Raw genomic sequence first — 19,397 nt, 5'->3', positions numbered from 1 at the left:
TTGCCAAGCCGGGTGTGACGAAACCTCCGACGGAACCGCCGTGTCACTCCCTCGCCATCAGGATCCCATTGCGGCCATCGCGACCGCACCGGGCCGGGGCTCGGTTGGCATTGTCAGAGTGAGTGGACGCCAATTGGGCCCGCTGATCCAAGCCCTCTGCGGCCGCGCCTTGAAGCCGCGCGAGGCGTCCTACCTTCCTTTCCTTGACGAGGCCGGCGTTGCGATTGACCAGGGTCTGGCTCTTTTCTTCCCCGCTCCACACTCATTTACCGGCGAAGATGTATTGGAACTGCAAGCACATGGTGGCCCAGTAGTGCTTCAGTTGTTGCTGGCGCGCTGCCTGTCGGCCAGCCTCGGAGCCACCTCCATCCAAAACCAAACTTGTCTGCCCGGGCTGCGCCTCGCTCTGCCGGGTGAGTTCACAGAGCGCGCTTTCCTGAACGACAAAATCGATTTGGCGCAGGCAGAAGCTATTGCCGATTTAATTGATGCGAGCACAGAGGCTGCTGCTCGAAGCGCCAGTCGGTCGCTGACCGGTGCTTTTTCGAAAGAAATTCACAAACTGCGAGATGCATTGATTCACCTTCGTATGTTGGTCGAAGCCACACTGGACTTTCCAGAAGAGGAAATTGACTTCCTGCACAAGGCGGATGCACAGGGTCAGCTCACGCGATTGCAAGAAGCGTTGGACGCCGTCATGCAGCGCACGAGACAGGGCGCATTGTTGCGAGAAGGCATCAAAGTAGTGATTGCCGGCCAACCCAATGCCGGCAAGTCATCTCTTTTGAATTCACTGGCGGGTGCTGAATTGGCCATCGTCACGCCCATTGCCGGAACAACACGGGACAAGGTTCAACAAACAATTCAGATTGAAGGTGTTCCGGTCCATATCATTGACACAGCCGGCTTGCGAGACAGCAGTGACGAAGTTGAGAAGATTGGTATCGAACGCGCATGGGACGCCATTTCAACCGCCGACGCTGTCCTGTTTATGCATGACTTGACGAGAACTGAGTTCTCCACTTACCAAGCAGATGACGAGGTCATCTCATGCCTGCTCACCACCAAACTCAATTCAAACGTCCCCGTCATTGACATTTGGAACAAGGCCGACGCCATCGACCTTGCCGTGATGCCCACGCCCGGTCTCACCTTGTCTGCCAAAACTGGTTCCGGCTTGGAGGCATTGCGCTTGAGGTTACTGGAAATCGCCGGTTGGCAACCAGGAGCTGAGGGAATTTTTAGTGCAAGAGAGCGTCATGTTCAGGCCCTTCAGAAGGTCACCATTCATCTCTGCCACGCCGCTCAACACCTGGAGTCACAGGCACAGTCGCTGGATCTTTTGGCCGAGGAGCTTCGGCTGGGACAGAACGCGTTGAACGATGTGACCGGAGAATTCAGCTCCGACGATTTGCTAGGGGTGATATTCTCCAGTTTCTGCATCGGAAAGTAGCTCAGCATGCGTTGGAAGTGCCGGCGACCCGCTACAAGGGCGAGGGCGCTGCATCAGAAGCCACACCCAATTGGATCTAAAAATGTCAATCTTCAACCTGTTCGGCAACAAAGCCGCCCATTCGTCCGGCAGACTGCCCGAGAACTCGGAGGTTGACGATGAGGGCGCCAGTCAGCCTACACCCTCTGGAAGCGATCGCAAATCATTGCGACTCACCCAACGGGAGCTTCTCTATAGCGCAATAAAAGACGTGATGATTCGGGCCGGAGTGTTGGCTGCAAGTTATCGCTTTAAGGTTCTTTCGCTGGATGCCCAAGGCCGTCAATACCTCGTCATGATGGACTTGCTGAAAGAAGGTATTGGGGAGTTGAAGAGCTTGGCCGAAATTGAGTCACTCATAACGCAGGCAGCCAAAGTTCGGCACGACTTGGTGGTGACGGGTGTTTACTGGCGCAACGAGATACCGGAGTCAGTTCGAATTGCCGCTGCGGCCCCCGGCGGCGCCGACAAAAGCTCCACTGTGCAAGGACCTCAACGAAGCAACACCAAGTCCGTTCAACCAGCCAGCAAGAACAAAGAGGTGGGCAAACCCCGTCAGGCCGCATCTTTGCCATCGAGTCGCAAACCACCTGCGGACTCAACTGAGTTTGAGGACACCCGAATCATTGCGCCCAATGACTCCGGCTCCCCACTCAGTGCGACGCAGTATGGTGATTTGAACTGATCCCGCCTTTTGTTGAACAGGCCCTCAGTGGCCCTCGAAATCCAACAAGGTAAACAGCGGCAAGCCTGACGCTTTCAGCTTGTCCGACCCGCCAAGCTCGGGCAAGTCGACGATGGCGGCGCCCTCCATCACGTGAGCCCCGAGCTTTTCAAGTAATTTTTTACCGGCCATCATAGTTCCGCCAGTCGCGATCAGGTCGTCAATCAGCAGAACCCGGTGGCCTGCTTGCACTGCATCGGTGTGCAGTTCCACGGTCGCGCTTCCATACTCCAGCTCATAGGTTTCTTCCACTGTCGTGAATGGAAGTTTTCCTTTTTTGCGAATCGGCACAAACCCGACGTTCAGTTCGTACGCAATCACAGCGCCCAAAATGAACCCGCGCGCGTCAAGCCCTGCCACCACGTCTGGACGCATGGCCGGATCCATGTACCGATGGACAAAGGCATCAATCAAGACCCGAAACACTTTGGCATTTTGAAGAAGTGGCGTGATGTCGCGAAACTGAACGCCGGGTGCCGGCCAGTCTGGCACGGTCCGAATGTGGTTTCGAAGGTATTGATTTACGCTCAGGTTTTGCATGGCATTCCGGCAAGAGAGGTGGTTGGGTATTGTGCAGCGCACCGAAATGATGAACAACAAGCCATCGTAGCGCTCGCGGTCATTGCTGAAGAAGCATGGTCGACGCAAGGGCCAAGGATTCCGCTTGACCAGACAGGACCAAAGTGTCCCCATCTTCAAATATTAAGTCGTCGGTCAGAGGCAAGAGTTTCCCACTGCTTCGGCGCAAGCTCACGATGCGCACCCCGACACTGTCAAGTTCAAAATGTCCCATCGATTTTCCGATGCTGGTCGCATCAATGGGAAGCGTCAAGGTCGACAACCGCTCATGGTGCAATTCATCCACTGAATCATCGTCTGCCCCGTGAAAATACCCTCTTAGCAGGTTGTAGCGGGCATCTCGCTGGTCTTGAACAATGCGAATCACTCGACGCATCGAAACGCCAACCAGGGCCAGAGCGTGGCTGGCCAGCATCAAGGAGCCTTCGATGGCTTCTGGCACAACCTCCGTCGCGCCCGCGTCTTGCAGTAGTTCCAGATCGTGATCGTCCTGGGTTCGCACAATCACAGGTACTTGAGGTGCATGTGATCGAATGTGCGTTAGCACCTTGAGGGCACCTGGCGTTTCGAGATAGGTAATCACCACGGCGCTTGCCCGGGCCAGTCCCGCCGCCATCAAAGCCTGCAGCCGCGCCGCATCACCAAATACAACGGAGTCACCTGCTGCAGCTGCCTGCCGCACGCGGTCAGGATCAAGGTCTAGCGCAATGTAGGGAATATGTTCGCGTTCAAGAATGCGTGCAAGATTTTGACCACAACGACCATAGCCGCAAATAATCACGTGCTTGTTGCTGTTGATCGATTTACGGGCAATATTGGTCATTTGAAGCGACTGTTGCAACCATTCACTGCTCACCAGTTTCATGACAATGCGGTTGCTGTACATGATGATGAAGGGTGTTGCCAACATAGACAGCACCATGCTGGCCAGAATGGGATTAAGCAAAGCTGGCGGCACCAATGAATTGGCCTGAGCCAAGGTCAACAAGACGAAGCCAAATTCACCGGCTTGTGCCAAATACAACCCGGTTCTCACAGAAACGCCGGTTGTGGCGCCCAGCCCACGAGTGAGCGCGGACACAAGGACCGCTTTGAACAACACGGGGCCAATTACCAGCAGAAGCACCAACGGCCAACGCTCCAGGACCAGCCGCCAGTCGAGCATCATGCCAATACTAATAAAGAACAAACCCAGCAATACATCATGGAAGGGACGAATATCCGTTTCAACTTGGTGCTTGAACTGTGTCTCTGAAATCAGCATTCCCGCAATAAAAGCCCCAAGTGCGAGGCTTAGTCCGGCCAACTCGGTCAGCCACGCCAGCCCCAGAGTGATCAGGAGCAGGTTTAATACAAACAACTCCTCACTCTTGCGCCGTGCCACCAATGTGAGCCAGAACCGCATCACACGCGGCCCACCGACCAACAGCAATGTAATCAGCACGCTGGCTTTTAGGGTCGCCAGCAGCAACGTACCAGCCAGTTGGTCCGTGGATGCCCCCAGCGCCGGAATCAACACGAGCAACGGGACTACCGCCAAATCCTGGAATAGCAAAACACCCATGACCCGCTTACCGTGCTCAGACTCCATCTCAAGGCGTTCCGTCATCAGCTTGACCACGATGGCGGTACTGCTCATTGACAACGCACAAGCCAAAGCCAGGGCAGTCTGCCAAGTCATGCCCCACATCCCGGGCATGAGCGCTGCCAACCCCAATGCGGCACCAGTCGCAAGCAGAATGGTTAAACCGACTTGAGAAAACCCCAAGCCAAAAACATGACTGCGCATGGCCCGCAATTTGGGCAGGTTGAACTCCAGGCCAATCACAAACATCAGGAACACCACGCCGAACTCGCCCAAGTGCCGCACGCCATCGGCATTTTTTGCCAAAGCTAGAGCATTCGGGCCAATCACCACGCCCACGGCTAGGTAGCCGAGCATTGGGGGCAACTTCATGGTCCGAAATGCCACGACGCCCAGCACCGCAGCAAGCAAATAAAGTAGAGTTAGTTCGAGTGGACTCATACCCACATACTACCAAGTGACGTGACATCGATAAAATCATGGGATGAACCCAAAACTCACGCCCGCGCGGCCGTTCAATGCCGAGCAAGCTCTGCGGCTTGCAGAGGAAACTCTTGACATCGAGGCCACAGCCATTCTGGGCTTGAAGCGCAACTTGGGCGTATCATTCCCCCAAGTTGTGGAAATGATGCTTGGCGTGCGTGGCCGCGTGGTCGTGATGGGCATGGGGAAAAGTGGCCATGTCGGAAGAAAAATAGCGGCAACTCTTTCGTCAACGGGAACGCCCGCCATGTTTGTCCACCCAGCTGAGGCCAGCCACGGCGATTTGGGGATGATCAAGGCCATTGATCTTGTATTGGCCATATCCAACAGTGGCGAATCTGAGGAATTGACAGCAATCCTGCCGGTTCTTAAGCGCATGGGGGCTCCCTTGGTCGCCATGTCGGCGCAAGCAAGCTCAACCCTGGGTCGCCACGCCGACGTGTTTCTAGATTGCAGTGTCGAAAAAGAAGCCTGTCCCTTGAATCTCGCCCCCACTGCAAGCACCACCGCACAACTGGCCATGGGAGATGCTTTGGCCGTGGCCTTGCTAGATGCCCGTGGCTTTAAGGCGGAAGACTTTGCGCGATCCCACCCTGGCGGAGCATTGGGGCGCAAGTTGCTGACACTGGTCAGTGATGTGATGCGCGGGGGTGACCAAATTCCGCACGTTGGGTTGAACGCAAGTCTAAGCGACGTCATGCGCGAGATGGGAGCCAAAGGCTTGGGCGCAACGGCGATTGTGGAAGGCGATTTGAAAGTCAGGGGCGTGTTCACGGACGGCGACCTACGCCGCTTGGTCGAAAAGGGCACCGACCTGCGAAGTTTGCTGGCACACCAAGTCATGCACCCCAACCCTAGCACCATATTGAGTGATGCTTTGGCGGTGGACGCTGCAGAGTTGATGGAGCTCCGTCGTATTACCAGCGTCTTGGTCATCGATGCCAGTGGCCGACTATGTGGGGCCCTGAATAGCAACGATTTAATGCGGGCAAAGGTCATCTAATGGCAGCACCGGCACTTCAATTCGATCCAGGGCTGTTGCTACGGGCTCAAGGGGTTCGCGTCGCATTTTTTGACGTGGATGGTGTTCTCACCGATGGCGGCCTTCATTTCAACGAATTTGGCGAAACCCTGAAGCGCTTCAATACATTGGACGGACATGGCCTCAAGTTGCTGCAGCGGGCCGGGATCACTCCAGCCGTGATCAGCGGCCGCGACTCCAAGCCTTTGAGGGTTCGACTGGCGGCACTGGGAATCACCCATGTCCACTTTGGCACGGAAGACAAGCGCCCCGCGGCTGAGCAGACCCTGCAAGCGCTGGGTCTGGAGTGGCACCAAGCGGCAGCGATGGGCGATGACTGGCCGGACCTACCCATGCTTCAACGCAGCACCATTGCGTGCGCCCCATGCAATGCCCATATAGAGGTGAAAGCGGTCGCGCACTATGTGACCAGCGCACGAGGTGGCGAGGGCGCTGCCAGAGAGTTCTGTGATCTCCTCCTGGTTGCGAGCGGTCAATACGCTGGCTTGCTGGCGCAATACACGTTGTGAATCATCATTTTCACTCGACATGGGATCGGCTTTCAATCTACCTTCCGGTGGTTCTCATGGGTGTTTTTGCGCTGGGCACCTATTGGCTGGTACGCAGCACCCCACTGTTGATACCGCCTGAGCCTGTCGTGGCGGCGCGTCATGATCCAGACTATTTCATGCGCAACTTTTCCGTGAAGACATATGGCGAAACAGGCCGACTCAAGAGTGAGGTGACTGGCAGCAATGCCCGGCATTTTCCGGACAGCGACACGCTTGAAATTGACGGCGTTCGCATTCGCTCCTTTGATGAGGAGAACCGACTGACCACGGTCAGTGCACGCCGCGCGTTGACCAACAGCGACAACTCCGAAGTTCAATTGTTTGGCGATGCACTTGTCATCCGATTGCCCGGACAGGATGCGAAGGGAAACAATTTGCCTGGCATGGAGTTTCGAGGGGAGTTTCTTCATGCCTTCATGGACACTGAGCAGATTAAGTCGCACCTTCCCGTCGTACTAATCCGTGGCCTAGACCGCTTCAACGCCGATACCTTGGACTTTGACAATCGCACCGGTGTTTTGCTGCTCAATGGGCGCGTCAAAGGTGTTCTGGTGCCTACCAAATCCCCCTGAATCACCCGGAGTTTCCAATGTCCAAACTCGTATTCATAACTGGCGCCTCCAGTGGCTTGGGCCAAGCGTTGGCCTGGCGCTATTACCAAGCGGGTTTCACATTGGCTCTGGTGGCGCGGCGAGTCGCTGAACTCCAAGCCTGGGTGGACGCGCAAGGCATCAGCGCCGATCGCTGTCGAATTTATAGCGCGGATGTTGCCGTCTCAGACAGTATCGTTGCGGCTGGCCAGGCGTGTTTGGTTGATCAAGGTGTTCCGGATGTGGTCATAGCCAACGCCGGCATAAGCATCGGCATGGACAGCGCAGTTCGAGGTGACCTCGATGTGATGACTCGCACCTTGGCCATCAACCTGACAGGGGTGGCTGCTACCTTTTATCCCTTTGTGGCCGCAATGGCCGCCCGCGGCGATGGCCGCTTGGTTGGAATCGGCAGTGTGGCTGGTATTCGGGGACTCCCCGGACATGGGGCTTATTGCGCGAGCAAAGCTGGGGTCATCAGCTATTGCGAAAGCTTGCGAGGTGAATTAAGACCCACTGGTGTCAAAGTGGTCACGATTTGTCCGGGTTATATCGACACACCGCTCACTCAAAAAAACACCTACGGCATGCCATTTTTGATGAGCCCCGAAGCTTTTTCGGACAAAGCCTTCAAAACCATTGAAGACGGTTCGAGCTACCAAGTCATTCCGTGGCAAATGGGCGTTGTGGCCAAGCTTCTGCGCATCTTGCCAAACAGCCTGTTTGATAAAGCCTTGTCCGGGCGGGCTCGTAAAGCGCGCAGCACGGAATAATTGAAAAGGGCGCCGGACGGGGCTCACCTCCGTCATTTCCACCAGGGGAAATCGATCCACCCATGCAAAAAGGGCCCAAGGGCCCTTTTTTCAATTGGCTATTGCCAGCTGAGTGCTTAGTAGCTGCTACGACCACCGCCGTAACCGCCGCCGCCGCCACCACCGCTACGACCACCGCCACCGCCAGCACCGCCGCCGTAACCGCCGCCACCACCACCACCGCTACGACCACCGCCACCGCCAGCACCGCCGCCGTAACCGCCGCCGCCGCCGAAGCCGCCGCCACCGGTACGTGGAGGACGTGCCTCCATTGGGCGAGCTTCGTTCACGACGAGACCACGTCCACCGTATTGCTGACCGTTCATGCCGTTGATAGCTGCTTGTGCTTCTGCATCGCTGGCCATTTCAACAAAGCCGAAACCTTTAGAGCGGCCGGTGTCACGTTCCATCATGACTTTGGCGCTGGTAACGGTACCGTGTGCGGCAAATGCTTGCTGCAAGTCTTCGTCACGGAAAGAATATGGCAGATTGCCTACGTAAAGTTTGTTGCCCATGAAAGGACTCCTCAAAATAACTCAAAACGCGATGGAGTCCAAAACCGCTATTAACCCGTAATCCACAAACCAATGAAGACTTAAAGCAGACGCGAAACTGACTAAACACCGCAAACCCGCACTGCCGATTTTCGGCAATACAACTGCATTATGCGTCAACTTCCACAAAACACATTATTTTTTTGAAATATTTGCAAGCAGCACACAAACAGTCCGCAAAGCCTCCTTCGGGCAAAGTGTCACGGCGCCTCCGGACCTTTGAAGTCACCCGATAAAGCGTCCTCACCTTCATAGTTGCGCCACTGGGCCATGGCATTGCGCATGGTGAGCATCTGGCGCTCGAAATTTGGGCACGCGGCACACATTGCCATGTGCATTCTTACCGCGAGGCGATCGCGCCAACCGAGCGCGCGATCCTCTCTGGCAGTCACCAAGGCAGTAATTTCTTTGCAGTTTTTGAGAAAAGGCATCATGGTGCTTTGGGCTTGGCAAACCAGTTGAGCTCCAAGCATTCTCGTAGGCGCAAACGTGCGCGGTGGAGCTGGACGTAAAAATTGGTCGGCGTCATGCCCAGTTCCTTACAGATTTCATCACTGGAAAGTTCCAGCCACTCCCGCATCAAGAACAGACGCCCTTGAGCGGCGGGTAATTTAGTGGTGCAGGCGTCCAGCACTTCAAAGAACTGGCGACTGGAGAGGTCTTGCTCCGGGTTGCCCCAGTCAGCCGGACGTTGGGTGAAGTGACCATTGGCCTTGACGCCGAGATAGTCCAGCGGATCAGCGTCTTCATCAGCACCGGGGTCCAATCCGCTGATTTCCCGACTGTGATGGCGCAGGGCGTCGATCACCTTGTGCTTCAGAATGCCAATCAACCAAGTTTTGAGCTGCGACCGATTGCCGAAACTTTGCGGTTTGGCCAGAGCGGCCAACACCGTTTCAGACACCGCATCCTCCGCCCACGCGTCATTCCTTAACTGCAGCCGGGCAAAGCGCATCAAATAGAGACGATGCTCAAGCAACTGATGTTCAAAAGACGAGGGGGCACTGATGCTCATGGTGTGGCGCAGTGTAAAGGGAGGGCAGATCAAAAAATGTGGCTGACGCAAGCGTCGATTTGTCCAATATTTCAAACGGCATGTAAGAAAGCCGATTACGCTTTGACTAAACCATCACCAGCCTGTCAATCTGCAGTGCCAACAACTTGATTCAGGCCGGCTTTCTCAATTTTGAGTTTTAAGGAGTATTTCAAATGAACCAACGTGCCATGATCGCCGCCGCAGCCGCTTCCCTGATGTCTCTTGCCATGGTTTCCATGCCGGCTGCCGCCCAGTCCAAAGACAAATGTTTTGGGATCGCCAAAGCGGGCCAAAATGATTGCGCCAGCATTTCCGGCGTTCACTCTTGTGCCGGCCAGTCCAAAGTCGACATGGACAAAGGCGAGTGGAAGTATGTTGCCAAAGGAACTTGCAAAGACATGGGCGGCCTGTCCATGGACGAAGCCAAGATGATGAAAAAGGGCTAATCCTTCCCTTGGTGACCTCAATGCCGCCTGCTCCCATCAATCCACTTGCGTCTGACGCCTCAAGTCTTCAGCAGCCAATGGTTGGGGTGGGCTGGCGACAACCTCATTACGGCGAGTTGCTGCAACAGCAGCCGCCTCTGGGCTTTCTTGAAGTCCATTCCGAGAATTTTTTTGCCCCCGGCGGTGCAGCCTTGTCTGTGCTGGAGCAGGGGCGAGCCCATTACCCCATCAGCTTGCACGGTGTGGGACTGTCCTTGGGTTCGGCCGCCGGGCTCGACCCATGGCACCTGGACCAATTGGCCCGGTTGGTGAAGCACGTTGATCCGGTGCGTGTGAGCGACCACGCCAGCTTTGCCCGTGGCAGCTTCAAAGGCGGCACGGTGCATGCGTCTGATTTGCTGCCGATTCCCTTCAGTACCGAAGCCTTGAATGTGTTGAGTGCCAACGTGCAGCAGGTGCAAGACCGTCTGCAGCGCCGCTTTCTGGTGGAGAACCTGTCGAGCTACCTGAACTGGTCGCCTGACCCAAACGAACCAGCCCTGCTAGAACCCGATTTCCTGACCGCGCTGGCGCGTCGTACGGGGTGTGGCTTACTGATCGATGTGAACAATATTTATGTCAATGCCCTGAATGCCCAAATCAACGGCGCGTCCGGTGACCCGGTGCAGCACTGCCTGCGCTGGTTGGACGCCATCGCCCCCGGCGATGTTGGGGAGATTCACCTGGCGGGCCATTGCCGAGTTCAACCCATGCCCGGTGAAGAAGCCTTGGGTGAGATCGTCATTGACGACCACGGCAGCCGGGTGTGCAACGAGGTATGGCAGATTTACGCGCATGCCATCGCCCGTTATGGCGCCGTGCCCACCTTGATTGAATGGGACACCGACATTCCGGCCCTGGACGTACTCCTGGCCGAGGCCGCCCAAGCCCAAGCGGTCTTGAGGGCAACGCTGGAGGTGACCGCATGATTTCGCTCGCCGCCCAGCAACAGGCCTTGCTGGAGACTCTTTTTGAACCATCCTCCAAAAATGCTACTAATTTTATAGCTGCTTGCGCAGGTAGTACGAGGGCTAGAGGGCTGAAAGCCTATCAAACCAACGGCCATATGCTGGCCGAACGGTCCTTGAAAGCCGCCTTCCCGGTGCTGGTGCAACTGATTGGTGACGAGAACTTGCCCGGCCTGGCTCGTGCGTTCTGGCATGCCCATCCCCCCGAAAAAGGCGATCTGGCGCGGTGGGGCGCTGAGCTGCCCGAATTCATTCGGGCCAGCGAACAGTTAGCAAGTGAACCTTATCTGGCCGACGTCGCCGCCGTGGAATGGGCTTTGCACGTCTGCGCAGGTGCGCCAGACCAGTTGGCAGACCCGGCCAGTTTTGGCTTGCTGATGCAGCACGATCCACTCGAACTACAACTTCAATTGGCCCCCGGCTGCATCGTTTTTTCCAGTGCGTGGCCGGTGGCCAGCATTTTGGGCGCGCATCTGTCGCAAACACCCAGTTTTGAAAATGTTCGCGAGCGATTTCGCGCCAGCACCGGGGAATCCACACTGGTCTGGCGGGAGGGTTACCGCCCCCGTGTGCGCGAGACGCTGGCTGGCGAAACGGGCTTGGTCACCGCTCTGCTGCAGGGTCAGTCCTTGGGCGACGCGCTGGACCACGCCCCCGACCTCGATTTCAACACCTGGCTGCCGATGGCAGCCCAGAGCCAGCTCTTGCTGGGCGCAGCCCTGGCGTCGCGGTAAGCGGCTATTTCAAGGAATACACATGAACACTCTCTCCTCCACGTCGCCCCGATTGCGCGCCGAATCCTTGCCAGCTCGCCTGGTCGCCCTGTTTGACTTCGGTGCCAGTGTGCTGGACCGGTTTCAATCCCTGGCCGCCTTGTTGGCGCGCATTTACGTGGCGCAGGTGTTTTTCCTGTCTGGCCTGACCAAGTTGCGCGACTGGAGCGTGACGCTTTTCCTGTTTCAGGAAGAGTACAACGTGCCTTTTCTCTCACCTGAGGTTGCTGCAGTGATGGGCACGACTGGTGAGTTGGCCTTGCCAGTGCTCTTGGTGCTGGGCTTGGGCGGGCGATTTGCCGCCTTAGGCTTGTCAGTCGTGAACGTAGCGGCAGTCGCCTCACTCTCTGAAATCGCCCCGGCGGCGCTGCAGCAGCACATCACCTGGGGCGTGCTGCTGGCCGCACTGGCCATCTACGGATGCGGGAAATGGACGGCGGACTACGTCATCGCCAGCCGCTGGCGCTGAAACCGCTGCGCCCTATTCGGCGTGCACAATGATCGGCCATGACGACCTCACCCCACTCGCCCCCCGCCCAGAAACCGCGTCGCCTCGGCTGGCGACTGACCTTGGGCTTTGGCCTGCTGCTGGTCTTGATGCTGCTGGCGCTGGCGCTGGCAGGCGTGCAGATTCGCACCATGACCGTGCAAACCCAACGCTTTGCCACCGAGGACATGCAGCGCCTGCTGCGAGTGCAAGCCTTATCGCTTTACACCGAGGGTGCCTCTAACGCGCTGCTGCGCTTGATGAACGCGCCGCGCCAGAACCGGGTCGAGGAATACGCCGACGTCGATGAGCGCAATCGCCGCATGGACGGCATCGTGGCCTCCCTGTCAGACCAACTCAAGGACCCCATGCAGGAGCGGACGCTTCAACGGCTGGTTGCAGCGCGCGCGGCGTACTTCACCGCGTTTCTGGCGACGGTTGACGAGATCGAAGCGGACAACAGCCCCGGGGCGATGCACGCCTTCACCGACCAGGTGCGCCCCGCCTTGGGCGAGATGCTGGCCGCCTCCAACGCGCTGGTCAACCGCGAACGTGAACGCATTGAAGAACAGGCCGAAGAAGCGCAACGCCAGTTGGAGAAATTGGCCCTGTGGGTCACCGGCCTGTCCGCGCTGGCCGTGGCGCTGGCGGCATGGCTGGCATGGCGCACCACCCGCAGTGTGGTCGACCCATTGGCGCAGCTCGAAGCCGCCGCACTTCAAATTGCCGCCGGCGACTATTCCACTCCTAGTCTTGTCACCAGCGCCGTGGAGGTCAACCGGGTCGGTGAGGCACTGAGCACCATGGCTGGCGCCATTGCCACGCGGGAACGCGAAATCGAACGTTTGGCCTTTCGCGACCCCTTGACCAATTTACCCAACCGCACCTTTCTGCTCGAACCCGCTGCGCGGCGCGCCATTGGCAACAACGTGCTCATGATGCTGGACTTGGCGCGACTGAAAACCATCAACGAAACCCTGGGCTTTGCCACGGGCGACACCCTGATCAAGGAAGCCGCCAAACGCGTGAGCGCCGTTGTCGAGGCCGGAGAGTCAGACGGCACCCTGTCAGCCGCGCCCAAAGGCCGTGGCCCCGTGGTGGCGCATCTGTCCGGTGGGCGCTTTGCGGTCTCCTTTTTTGCCCCGGACCGGCCCAGCGCCGAGCGCCTGCACCTGCAGGTGCAACGGGCCATGGCAGAGCCCATCGTGTGCAGCGGCCACAGTGTGGATCTGAGTTGGGCCGTGGGCCTGGCCGACTCGCCCGCCGAGGCGCCCCTGGATGCACCCATGCTGATGCGCAATGCCGAAATCGCGCTGCATGCGGCCAAACGGGCGACGATGGGCCTGGCCTGGTACAGCGAAGCCCAGGAGGCCGCGCGCTTGAGCCATTTGGGTTTGCTGTCTGACCTGCGGGCCGCCGTGGCCGACGCCCAGCTTCAGATGTGGCTGCAGCCCAAGTTCTCTCTCCAAACCGGCCTGGCCATCGGTGCCGAGGCCTTGGTGCGCTGGCAGCACCCGCGGCGCGGCTTTGTGTCACCGGTCGAGTTTGTGCCCTTTGCCGAGCAAACCGGCTACATCGGTCTGGTCACCCGCTGGATGCTTCAGCAAGCGATGCAAACACTGGCACAGTGGGCGCCAACGCAACCCTCCCTCAGCATCGCGGTGAATATCAGCACGCGCGACTTGCGAAACCCGCAGTTTTGCGCCGACATTCACGCCTTGATGAGCGAACACGGCGTGAACCCCGAGCGACTTCGGCTGGAGATCGTCGAAAGCGGACTGATGGAAGACCCCAAAAGCAGCATTGCCGTACTGCAAGGGCTGCGCGATTTGGGCGTGCAGTTGTCAATTGACGACTTTGGCACCGGCTACTCCTCACTGGCTTATCTGCAAACCCTGCCGGTGAGTGAACTCAAAATTGACCGCAGCTTTGTCGACCGAATTGACCAGCTGCCCGGCACCCAGCGCCTGTTCAAAACCATGGTGGAAATGGGCCACAGCATGGGCTTGATGGTGACGGCAGAAGGGGTGGAGACCGAGGCCGAGCGCGCCACCATCACCGCGCTGGGCTGTGACGTGATGCAAGGCTACTTGGGCAGCCGCCCCTTGCATGGTGCGGCGCTACAGGCTTGGTTTGAACAATTGCCTGCCCACCCCCTCCATTGAAGCTCCTGCGGTATTTTTGTATAGAAAAGGCCTCTAGACCCCGCAGAATAATCGCAAGTAACTATATAAAACATAGCAACCATGGCTTCAGGTTCAGCGTGACGCCTGTTTCGAGCAATTGAAGTCGCCAACACTCATTCAATTGATACCCGATCAATCTGCGGTCAAGCCCGGCAAGGTGCAGCTGGCTCAGGCCCAAAGCGAGTCCTCATAGACACCGACCGAACGGCGGGTCAGTGCCCGAAGCTGCCTTTCAGAAGTAGCTTTCGTAAGTCACGTGCGCAGGCGATACCGGTCAGTCGGGGAGGTGGTTCAGTTCGAGAAATAACCCGCGTGCCGCCTAGATTCGAGCAGAATCCGAGTGCGGGGTTTGTTGGATTTTTATACCTGTATAAAAAGGTAAAAAATTCGAAAAAACCTAAGCTGCAAGCCACTCTCAGGAGGAATCGAGGTCCAGCTTATCCGGCAGTGCCAAGATGTATCGACCGTCTTTGCCATCTACATTTCGTTATGCCCCATTTCAGGAAAACCCTTCCCATGTTTAGCGGTAGTTGTTTGTGTGGCGGCATTCGCTTTGAAATCCGCTCTTCGCTTGCGCCAATTCAGGTCTGTCATTGCTCTCTTTGTCGCAAAGCTCAAGGCGGGCCTTTTGCCACAAACATTCCTGTCGAGTTGTCTGCGCTTCATTTCTTGTCCGGCGAAAACCTGCTCACTTCTTACGAGTCGTCGCCGGGGAAACAACGTTGCTTTTGCAGCCGCTGCGGCTCACCAATCTTCAGCCGCAAAGATTCATTGCCAAATATCGTCCGGGTTCGCGCTGGTCTCATCAATGAGCCATTACTCGTCAAACCCGAGTTTCATGCATTCGTTGGTTCCAAATGTATTTGGTGGCAAATCAACGACACTCTCCCACAGTTCTATGGCCTTCGGGTTGCAACGCCAGGCGCATAACATTGCGATCAAAGCCGCTCCGGCTTTCAGCCTCCGCTGGACGTCCCGCAAGCGGGCCGCCCGTTACCTACAACGTTAACGACTGTTTTAAAGAGACGCGTCTGACCGCAATGGGCCACTTCCTATTTTTTTTCGAGTGCCGCAGCTGAACGTCCGCTCCTGGTCGGACATGACCTTTGCGGAGCAGCATCTACTGACAGCTCCCAGTCTCGGGACAAAACCACAAGCCGTGGGGCGAGACGCAGGCCCTGGACCGAGTGGATTGCGAGCTCTCAAGGCAGCATTTGCCGCAGCATGTGCTGGAGTTGACCGTTGCGCCCGCCCAGAGGAATCCATGTTACAGGCCGTCTATAAAAACTCAAAAAACAAAAAAGCGCTCCAGTCAACGACGAGAGCGCTTCAGCCAATTTTTGGTTGCGCGAGTAGGATTTGAACCTACGACCTTTGGGTTATGAGCCCAACGAGCTACCAGGCTGCTCCATCGCGCGTCAAGAGCTGGACTATAGCACTTTCTGCGACAGCATCAGGTCTTGCCGTTGTGCCAATGTGGCTATGAACAACGGCCGCCATACTGCGCAATCAAAATGCATGGACTTCGGCCGCGTTCGCAGGCGTCAATCATCGTCAAGTTCGACGTTGCCCGAATGCAAACTGACGCAGTTCGTTGGGTGTTCTCACTGTCTGCTTCTGGTCGGGAAGAGGCATTGGCAGTCGTAGACTCTATGACCGCCTCCGCCCGCATAGGAGTCAACTGTCGCGCCCCCTTTGAAGCGGGTTTACCACCTTAATTGTTCGGAACAGACGCCTGCTTACCAGTTGGCCTCGCGCTCAGGCGTGGCGCTAATGCGGTGGATTGACAAATCCGCCCCGTCGTATTCTTCTTCCTGACTCAGGCGCAGACCCATGGTGAGTTTCAGTACGCCGTAAACCAACAGGCCACCAAACACAGCCCACGCCACCCCCATGGTCGTGCCAATCAGTTGGGCACCCAAGGTCACGCCACCCAAGCCGCCCAGCGCCTTGCTGCCAAAAATACCGGCAGCAATGCCGCCCCAGGTGCCGCACAGGCCGTGCAGAGGCCAAACGCCCAACACATCGTCAATCTTCCATTTGTTTTGGGTCAAGGTGAACATGTAGACAAAAATGCCGCCTGCCACACCACCCACCACCAGCGCGCCCAGCGGGTGCATCAGGTCAGAGCCGGCGCACACGGCCACCAAGCCGGCCAGTGGGCCGTTGTGCACAAAGCCGGGATCGTTTTTACCCACCAACAGCGCCACCAGCGTGCCACCCACCATGGCCATCAGGGAGTTCACGGCCACCAGGCCCGAGATTTTGTCCAGGGTTTGTGCGCTCATCACATTGAAGCCAAACCAGCCCACGGTCAGAATCCACGCGCCCAGCGCGAGAAACGGAATGCTGGAAGGTGGGTGCGCCGAAATGCCACCGTCTTTACGGTAGCGGTTGGCACGCGCTCCCAGCAAGATCACGGCGGGCAGTGCAATCCAGCCGCCCACGGCGTGCACCACGATGCTGCCGGCAAAGTCGTGAAACTCGGCACCCGCCACCTGGTTGATCCAGGCTTGCACGCCGAAATGCTGGTTCCACACAATGCCTTCGAAGAAGGGGTAGATGAAACCGACGATCACGGCGGTGGCAATCAGCTGTGGCCAGAACTTGGCCCTTTCGGCAATCCCACCCGAAATGATGGCCGGAATGGCGGCGGCAAAGGTCAATAGAAAGAAGAACTTGACCAACTCGTAACCGTTCTTGGCGGCCAACTCCTCGGCTCCGACAAAGAAGTGGGTGCCGTAGGCCACCCCATACCCCACGGCGAAATAAACCACCGTGGACACCGAGAAGTCCACCAAAATCTTGACCAGTGCGTTGACCTGGTTCTTTTTACGAACCGTGCCCAGCTCCAGAAATGCAAAACCGGCGTGCATGGCAAGCACCATGACCGCGCCGAGAAGGATGAACAAGGCATCCATGCCCTGTTTTAGTGCTTCCATGAGAACCTCTTTGGATGAAATGAAATTAAATGGTGCGTTTTTCTCTATTTTGAGAAAAACGCACCAAGAAAAAGCAAAAATCGGGCCAGAAGCACCGCTTTGGTTCAAATGCCAGCGCGCCCGTGGCGAAGTGGCGCAAGGATGAGGGGTTAACGGTGTCCCGAATCTCCTCAAATGAGCTCATGAGCGCCGCTGAACCGGGGTTGATATACTGACCCAGCGCCGATTTGCCACAGCTTGCGGGCGCGTAACAAGTACAGCTAAAGACGCGCACCTACCTGGTCTCGCTTTTAGCGACGCCAGGTTTTTTGCTTTTTGGAGCCCTTGCAGGACCACCCGCCACCGGCCCTTACGCTTATGAACGCCACGCCACAGTCCATGCACTTTGCCGCCACCTTGCCTTTGCAAAGCGGCGCCTCTCTTCGCGACTATTCGTTGAGTTACGAGACCTATGGCACCTTGAATGCCGACCGCTCCAACGCGGTGCTAATTTGCCACGCCCTGAACGCCTCCCACCATGTGGCCGGGGTGTACGAGGGCCAAGACAAGTCCGAGGGCTGGTGGGACAACATGATTGGCCCTAGCAAATCGCTGGACACCAACCGCTTCTTTGTCATTGGCGTGAACAACCTGGGCTCTTGTTTTGGCTCTACCGGGCCCATGCACACCAACCCCGACACCGGCCACGTGTACGGCGCCGATTTTCCGGTGGTCACGGTCGAAGACTGGGTCAACTCCCAGGCACTCTTGCTGGACGCGCTGGGCATTCAAACCCTGGCCGCCGTCATGGGCGGCTCCTTGGGCGGCATGCAAACCCTGAGTTGGGCACTGCAGTACCCAGAGCGCGTGCGCCACGCGGTGGTGGTCGCCAGTGCGCCCAATCTGACAGCCGAGAACATTGCCTTCAACGAGGTGGCGCGCCGGGCCATCGTCACCGACCCGGACTTTCACGCCGGGCACTTTTACCAACACAACACGGTGCCCAAACGGGGCCTGCGCATTGCCCGCATGATCGGCCACATCACCTACCTGAGTGATGACGTGATGAATGCCAAGTTTGGCCGCCAGTTGCGCACGGCCGCCCAGCGCGATGTGGACGCGCCCCAAGCCGCGGGCAGCCATGTGCAGGACTATCTCTACAGCACGCAAGACGTGGAATTTCAGATTGAGAGCTACCTGCGCTACCAGGGCGACAAGTTTGCCGAGTACTTTGACGCCAATACCTATTTGCTGATCACCCGCGCGCTGGACTACTTTGACCCGGCCCGCCATCACGGGGGCGACCTGACTCGCGCCTTGGCGGGTGCCACCTGCAAGTTCCTGCTGGTGAGCTTCACCACCGATTGGCGCTTCTCGCCCAAACGCAGCCGGGAAATCGTCAAAGCCTTGCTCGACAACCGCCGGGACGTGAGCTACGCCGAGATTGATGCGCCACACGGGCATGATGCCTTTTTGCTCGATGACCCCCGCTACATGGGCGTGATCAGCTCTTATTTTGATAGCGTTGCAAAAGAGATGACTGTATGACCGATCAAGCAACCCAACACGCCATTGGCCAACTTGTGCCACAAGGCGCCCGCGTGTTGGATCTGGGCTGTGGCGACGGAGCCATGCTTCAGTACCTGCAAACCACACGGGGCTGCACCGGCTACGGCGTGGAGATTGACGATGCCAACCTGCAGGCCTGCGTCAAGCGCGGCGTCAACGTGATCCAGCTCAACCTGGACGAAGGCCTGGCGATGTTTGAAGACGCCACGTTTGATGTGGTGCTGCAGCTGGACACCTTGCAGCACCTGCGCAACGCCGAAGTGATGCTGCGTGAAACCGTGCGGGTGGGGCGCGTCGGTGTGGTGGCCTTTCCCAACTTTGCCCACTGGCCGAATCGCTTGAGTGTGCTGCGCGGTCGCATGCCGGTGACCCGCCGCCTGCCCTACCAGTGGTATGACACGCCCAACATTCGTGTCGGCACCCACGCCGACCTGGCCGTGCTGGCGCGCAACAACGGCCTGAAGGTACTGGACAGCTTTGGCCTGCAAGACGGACAAACTGTGCGATTTGCGCCCAACCTGCGCGCGGGCACCTCGGTGTACAAGCTTTCGCGCTAACGT

21 protein-coding genes and 1 tRNA gene are annotated in these 19,397 nt (G+C 57.6%); 15 read left to right on the top strand and 7 right to left on the bottom strand.

The window, feature by feature from the left end; translation table 11 throughout:
- The first annotated feature begins 40 nt into the window (after positions 1-40).
- Positions 41-1,453 carry a tRNA uridine-5-carboxymethylaminomethyl(34) synthesis GTPase MnmE gene (mnmE, locus tag J8G15_RS15495; RefSeq protein ID WP_210543187.1) on the top strand — a complete coding sequence of 471 codons (1,413 nt, stop codon included), beginning with the start codon at positions 41-43 and terminating at the stop codon, positions 1,451-1,453.
- Positions 1,454-1,535: 82 nt separating this feature from the next.
- A complete protein-coding gene (locus J8G15_RS15490; RefSeq protein ID WP_210543185.1) occupies positions 1,536-2,177 on the top strand; it encodes a hypothetical protein in 642 nt (213 codons plus the stop codon).
- Between the two features lie 24 nt (positions 2,178-2,201).
- Here the strand turns inward: J8G15_RS15490 and J8G15_RS15485 are convergent, their stop codons facing one another.
- Together J8G15_RS15485 and J8G15_RS15480 are read right to left on the bottom strand one after the other, a co-directional pair.
- Positions 2,202-2,756, bottom strand: a complete 555-nt coding sequence (locus J8G15_RS15485) for an adenine phosphoribosyltransferase (RefSeq protein WP_210543183.1) — start codon at positions 2,754-2,756, stop codon at positions 2,202-2,204.
- 79 nt (positions 2,757-2,835) lie between these two features.
- Complete coding sequence (locus J8G15_RS15480) at positions 2,836-4,821, bottom strand: monovalent cation:proton antiporter family protein (RefSeq protein ID WP_210543182.1); 1,986 nt, start codon at positions 4,819-4,821, stop codon at positions 2,836-2,838.
- 43 nt (positions 4,822-4,864) lie between these two features.
- Between J8G15_RS15480 and J8G15_RS15475 the strand changes: the two genes are divergently transcribed.
- The 4 genes from J8G15_RS15475 to J8G15_RS15460 are packed head-to-tail and all read left to right on the top strand — an operon-like array spanning position 4,865 to position 7,819.
- Positions 4,865-5,866: an SIS domain-containing protein gene (locus tag J8G15_RS15475; RefSeq protein WP_210543181.1), complete on the top strand. Its 1,002-nt coding sequence runs from the start codon at positions 4,865-4,867 to the stop codon at positions 5,864-5,866.
- On the top strand, positions 5,866-6,414 hold the full coding sequence (locus J8G15_RS15470; protein ID WP_210543180.1) for an HAD family hydrolase: 549 nt from the start codon (positions 5,866-5,868) through the stop codon (positions 6,412-6,414). Before J8G15_RS15475 ends, J8G15_RS15470 begins: the two co-directional genes overlap by 1 nt.
- A 56-nt stretch (positions 6,415-6,470) precedes the next feature.
- Complete coding sequence (gene lptC, locus J8G15_RS15465) at positions 6,471-7,028, top strand: LPS export ABC transporter periplasmic protein LptC (protein ID WP_240538320.1); 558 nt, start codon at positions 6,471-6,473, stop codon at positions 7,026-7,028.
- Between the two features lie 17 nt (positions 7,029-7,045).
- Entirely contained in the window at positions 7,046-7,819 is a 774-nt protein-coding gene (locus J8G15_RS15460; RefSeq protein ID WP_210543179.1) for an SDR family oxidoreductase, read from the top strand.
- A gap of 116 nt (positions 7,820-7,935) precedes the next feature.
- Here the strand turns inward: J8G15_RS15460 and J8G15_RS21895 are convergent, their stop codons facing one another.
- The 3 genes from J8G15_RS21895 to J8G15_RS15445 form a co-directional block, all read right to left on the bottom strand.
- Positions 7,936-8,373, bottom strand: coding sequence for an RNA-binding protein (locus tag J8G15_RS21895; protein ID WP_210543178.1), 438 nt, complete (start codon positions 8,371-8,373; stop codon positions 7,936-7,938).
- A 239-nt stretch (positions 8,374-8,612) separates the two neighbouring features.
- Positions 8,613-8,846 (bottom strand): zf-HC2 domain-containing protein, encoded by a 234-nt coding sequence (locus J8G15_RS15450; protein WP_240538319.1) that lies wholly within the window; start codon positions 8,844-8,846, stop codon positions 8,613-8,615.
- Positions 8,843-9,427 (bottom strand): sigma-70 family RNA polymerase sigma factor, encoded by a 585-nt coding sequence (locus tag J8G15_RS15445; RefSeq protein ID WP_210543177.1) that lies wholly within the window; start codon positions 9,425-9,427, stop codon positions 8,843-8,845. Before J8G15_RS15445 ends, J8G15_RS15450 begins: the two co-directional genes overlap by 4 nt.
- A gap of 194 nt (positions 9,428-9,621) precedes the next feature.
- Here J8G15_RS15445 and J8G15_RS15440 point away from each other — a divergent pair, with 194 nt between their 5' ends.
- The 6 genes from J8G15_RS15440 to J8G15_RS15415 all read left to right on the top strand — a co-directional run bounded on the left by J8G15_RS15440 (position 9,622) and on the right by J8G15_RS15415 (position 15,277).
- Complete coding sequence (locus J8G15_RS15440) at positions 9,622-9,894, top strand: DUF2282 domain-containing protein (RefSeq protein WP_210543176.1); 273 nt, start codon at positions 9,622-9,624, stop codon at positions 9,892-9,894.
- Positions 9,895-9,914: 20 nt separating this feature from the next.
- Positions 9,915-10,862, top strand: a complete 948-nt coding sequence (locus tag J8G15_RS15435) for a DUF692 domain-containing protein (protein WP_210543175.1) — start codon at positions 9,915-9,917, stop codon at positions 10,860-10,862.
- Complete coding sequence (locus tag J8G15_RS15430) at positions 10,859-11,635, top strand: DNA-binding domain-containing protein (RefSeq protein WP_210543174.1); 777 nt, start codon at positions 10,859-10,861, stop codon at positions 11,633-11,635. The genes J8G15_RS15435 and J8G15_RS15430 overlap by 4 nt, the downstream gene beginning before the upstream one ends.
- A gap of 22 nt (positions 11,636-11,657) precedes the next feature.
- Complete coding sequence (locus tag J8G15_RS15425; protein WP_210543172.1) at positions 11,658-12,143, top strand: DoxX family protein; 486 nt, start codon at positions 11,658-11,660, stop codon at positions 12,141-12,143.
- A 38-nt stretch (positions 12,144-12,181) separates the two neighbouring features.
- The gene (locus tag J8G15_RS15420; RefSeq protein ID WP_210543170.1) at positions 12,182-14,326 is read left to right on the top strand and encodes a bifunctional diguanylate cyclase/phosphodiesterase; all 2,145 of its coding nucleotides are present in this window, start codon (positions 12,182-12,184) and stop codon (positions 14,324-14,326) included.
- Between the two features lie 537 nt (positions 14,327-14,863).
- Positions 14,864-15,277 (top strand): GFA family protein, encoded by a 414-nt coding sequence (locus J8G15_RS15415; RefSeq protein WP_210542891.1) that lies wholly within the window; start codon positions 14,864-14,866, stop codon positions 15,275-15,277.
- 411 nt (positions 15,278-15,688) lie between these two features.
- Here the strand turns inward: J8G15_RS15415 and J8G15_RS15410 are convergent.
- Both J8G15_RS15410 and J8G15_RS15405 read right to left on the bottom strand, forming a co-directional pair.
- Positions 15,689-15,765: transfer RNA gene (locus J8G15_RS15410), tRNA-Met, on the bottom strand.
- A gap of 321 nt (positions 15,766-16,086) precedes the next feature.
- Positions 16,087-17,289, bottom strand: a complete 1,203-nt coding sequence (locus J8G15_RS15405) for an ammonium transporter (RefSeq protein WP_210543169.1) — start codon at positions 17,287-17,289, stop codon at positions 16,087-16,089.
- Positions 17,290-17,299: 10 nt separating this feature from the next.
- Here J8G15_RS15405 and J8G15_RS21890 point away from each other — a divergent pair, with 10 nt between their 5' ends.
- The 3 genes from J8G15_RS21890 (at position 17,300) to metW (ending at position 19,394) form a co-directional block, all read left to right on the top strand.
- The gene (locus J8G15_RS21890) at positions 17,300-17,434 is read left to right on the top strand and encodes a hypothetical protein (RefSeq protein WP_255555726.1); all 135 of its coding nucleotides are present in this window, start codon (positions 17,300-17,302) and stop codon (positions 17,432-17,434) included.
- 212 nt (positions 17,435-17,646) lie between these two features.
- Positions 17,647-18,816 carry a homoserine O-acetyltransferase gene (locus tag J8G15_RS15400; protein WP_210543168.1) on the top strand — a complete coding sequence of 390 codons (1,170 nt, stop codon included), beginning with the start codon at positions 17,647-17,649 and terminating at the stop codon, positions 18,814-18,816.
- Positions 18,813-19,394: a methionine biosynthesis protein MetW gene (gene metW / locus J8G15_RS15395; RefSeq protein WP_210543167.1), complete on the top strand. Its 582-nt coding sequence runs from the start codon at positions 18,813-18,815 to the stop codon at positions 19,392-19,394. The genes J8G15_RS15400 and metW overlap by 4 nt, the downstream gene beginning before the upstream one ends.
- Positions 19,395-19,397 lie beyond the last annotated feature (3 nt).

The sequence above is a fragment of the Rhodoferax sp. PAMC 29310 genome, from assembly GCF_017948265.1.
GTDB lineage: Bacteria > Pseudomonadota > Gammaproteobacteria > Burkholderiales > Burkholderiaceae_C > Rhodoferax.
This window is presented reverse-complemented; position numbering and strand designations above follow the sequence as displayed.

What these genes read in the sequence shown, in the direction of transcription:
- J8G15_RS15430 (WP_210543174.1), top strand. Translation starts at nt 10,859, where the DNA reads ATGATTTCGCTCGCCGCCCAGCAACAGGCCTTGCTGGAGACTCTTTTT.
- J8G15_RS15415 (WP_210542891.1), top strand. Translation starts at nt 14,864, where the DNA reads ATGTTTAGCGGTAGTTGTTTGTGTGGCGGCATTCGCTTTGAAATCCGC.
- J8G15_RS21895 (WP_210543178.1), bottom strand. Translation starts at nt 8,373, where the DNA reads ATGGGCAACAAACTTTACGTAGGCAATCTGCCATATTCTTTCCGTGAC.
- J8G15_RS15460 (WP_210543179.1), top strand. Translation starts at nt 7,046, where the DNA reads ATGTCCAAACTCGTATTCATAACTGGCGCCTCCAGTGGCTTGGGCCAA.
- J8G15_RS15405 (WP_210543169.1), bottom strand. Translation starts at nt 17,289, where the DNA reads ATGGAAGCACTAAAACAGGGCATGGATGCCTTGTTCATCCTTCTCGGC.
- J8G15_RS15470 (WP_210543180.1), top strand. Translation starts at nt 5,866, where the DNA reads ATGGCAGCACCGGCACTTCAATTCGATCCAGGGCTGTTGCTACGGGCT.
- J8G15_RS15425 (WP_210543172.1), top strand. Translation starts at nt 11,658, where the DNA reads ATGAACACTCTCTCCTCCACGTCGCCCCGATTGCGCGCCGAATCCTTG.
- J8G15_RS15435 (WP_210543175.1), top strand. Translation starts at nt 9,915, where the DNA reads ATGCCGCCTGCTCCCATCAATCCACTTGCGTCTGACGCCTCAAGTCTT.
- metW (WP_210543167.1), top strand. Translation starts at nt 18,813, where the DNA reads ATGACCGATCAAGCAACCCAACACGCCATTGGCCAACTTGTGCCACAA.
- J8G15_RS15400 (WP_210543168.1), top strand. Translation starts at nt 17,647, where the DNA reads ATGAACGCCACGCCACAGTCCATGCACTTTGCCGCCACCTTGCCTTTG.
- J8G15_RS15445 (WP_210543177.1), bottom strand. Translation starts at nt 9,427, where the DNA reads ATGAGCATCAGTGCCCCCTCGTCTTTTGAACATCAGTTGCTTGAGCAT.
- lptC (WP_240538320.1), top strand. Translation starts at nt 6,471, where the DNA reads ATGGGTGTTTTTGCGCTGGGCACCTATTGGCTGGTACGCAGCACCCCA.
- J8G15_RS15450 (WP_240538319.1), bottom strand. Translation starts at nt 8,846, where the DNA reads ATGATGCCTTTTCTCAAAAACTGCAAAGAAATTACTGCCTTGGTGACT.
- J8G15_RS15420 (WP_210543170.1), top strand. Translation starts at nt 12,182, where the DNA reads ATGACGACCTCACCCCACTCGCCCCCCGCCCAGAAACCGCGTCGCCTC.
- J8G15_RS15475 (WP_210543181.1), top strand. Translation starts at nt 4,865, where the DNA reads ATGAACCCAAAACTCACGCCCGCGCGGCCGTTCAATGCCGAGCAAGCT.
- J8G15_RS15480 (WP_210543182.1), bottom strand. Translation starts at nt 4,821, where the DNA reads ATGAGTCCACTCGAACTAACTCTACTTTATTTGCTTGCTGCGGTGCTG.
- J8G15_RS15490 (WP_210543185.1), top strand. Translation starts at nt 1,536, where the DNA reads ATGTCAATCTTCAACCTGTTCGGCAACAAAGCCGCCCATTCGTCCGGC.
- J8G15_RS15485 (WP_210543183.1), bottom strand. Translation starts at nt 2,756, where the DNA reads ATGCAAAACCTGAGCGTAAATCAATACCTTCGAAACCACATTCGGACC.
- J8G15_RS15440 (WP_210543176.1), top strand. Translation starts at nt 9,622, where the DNA reads ATGAACCAACGTGCCATGATCGCCGCCGCAGCCGCTTCCCTGATGTCT.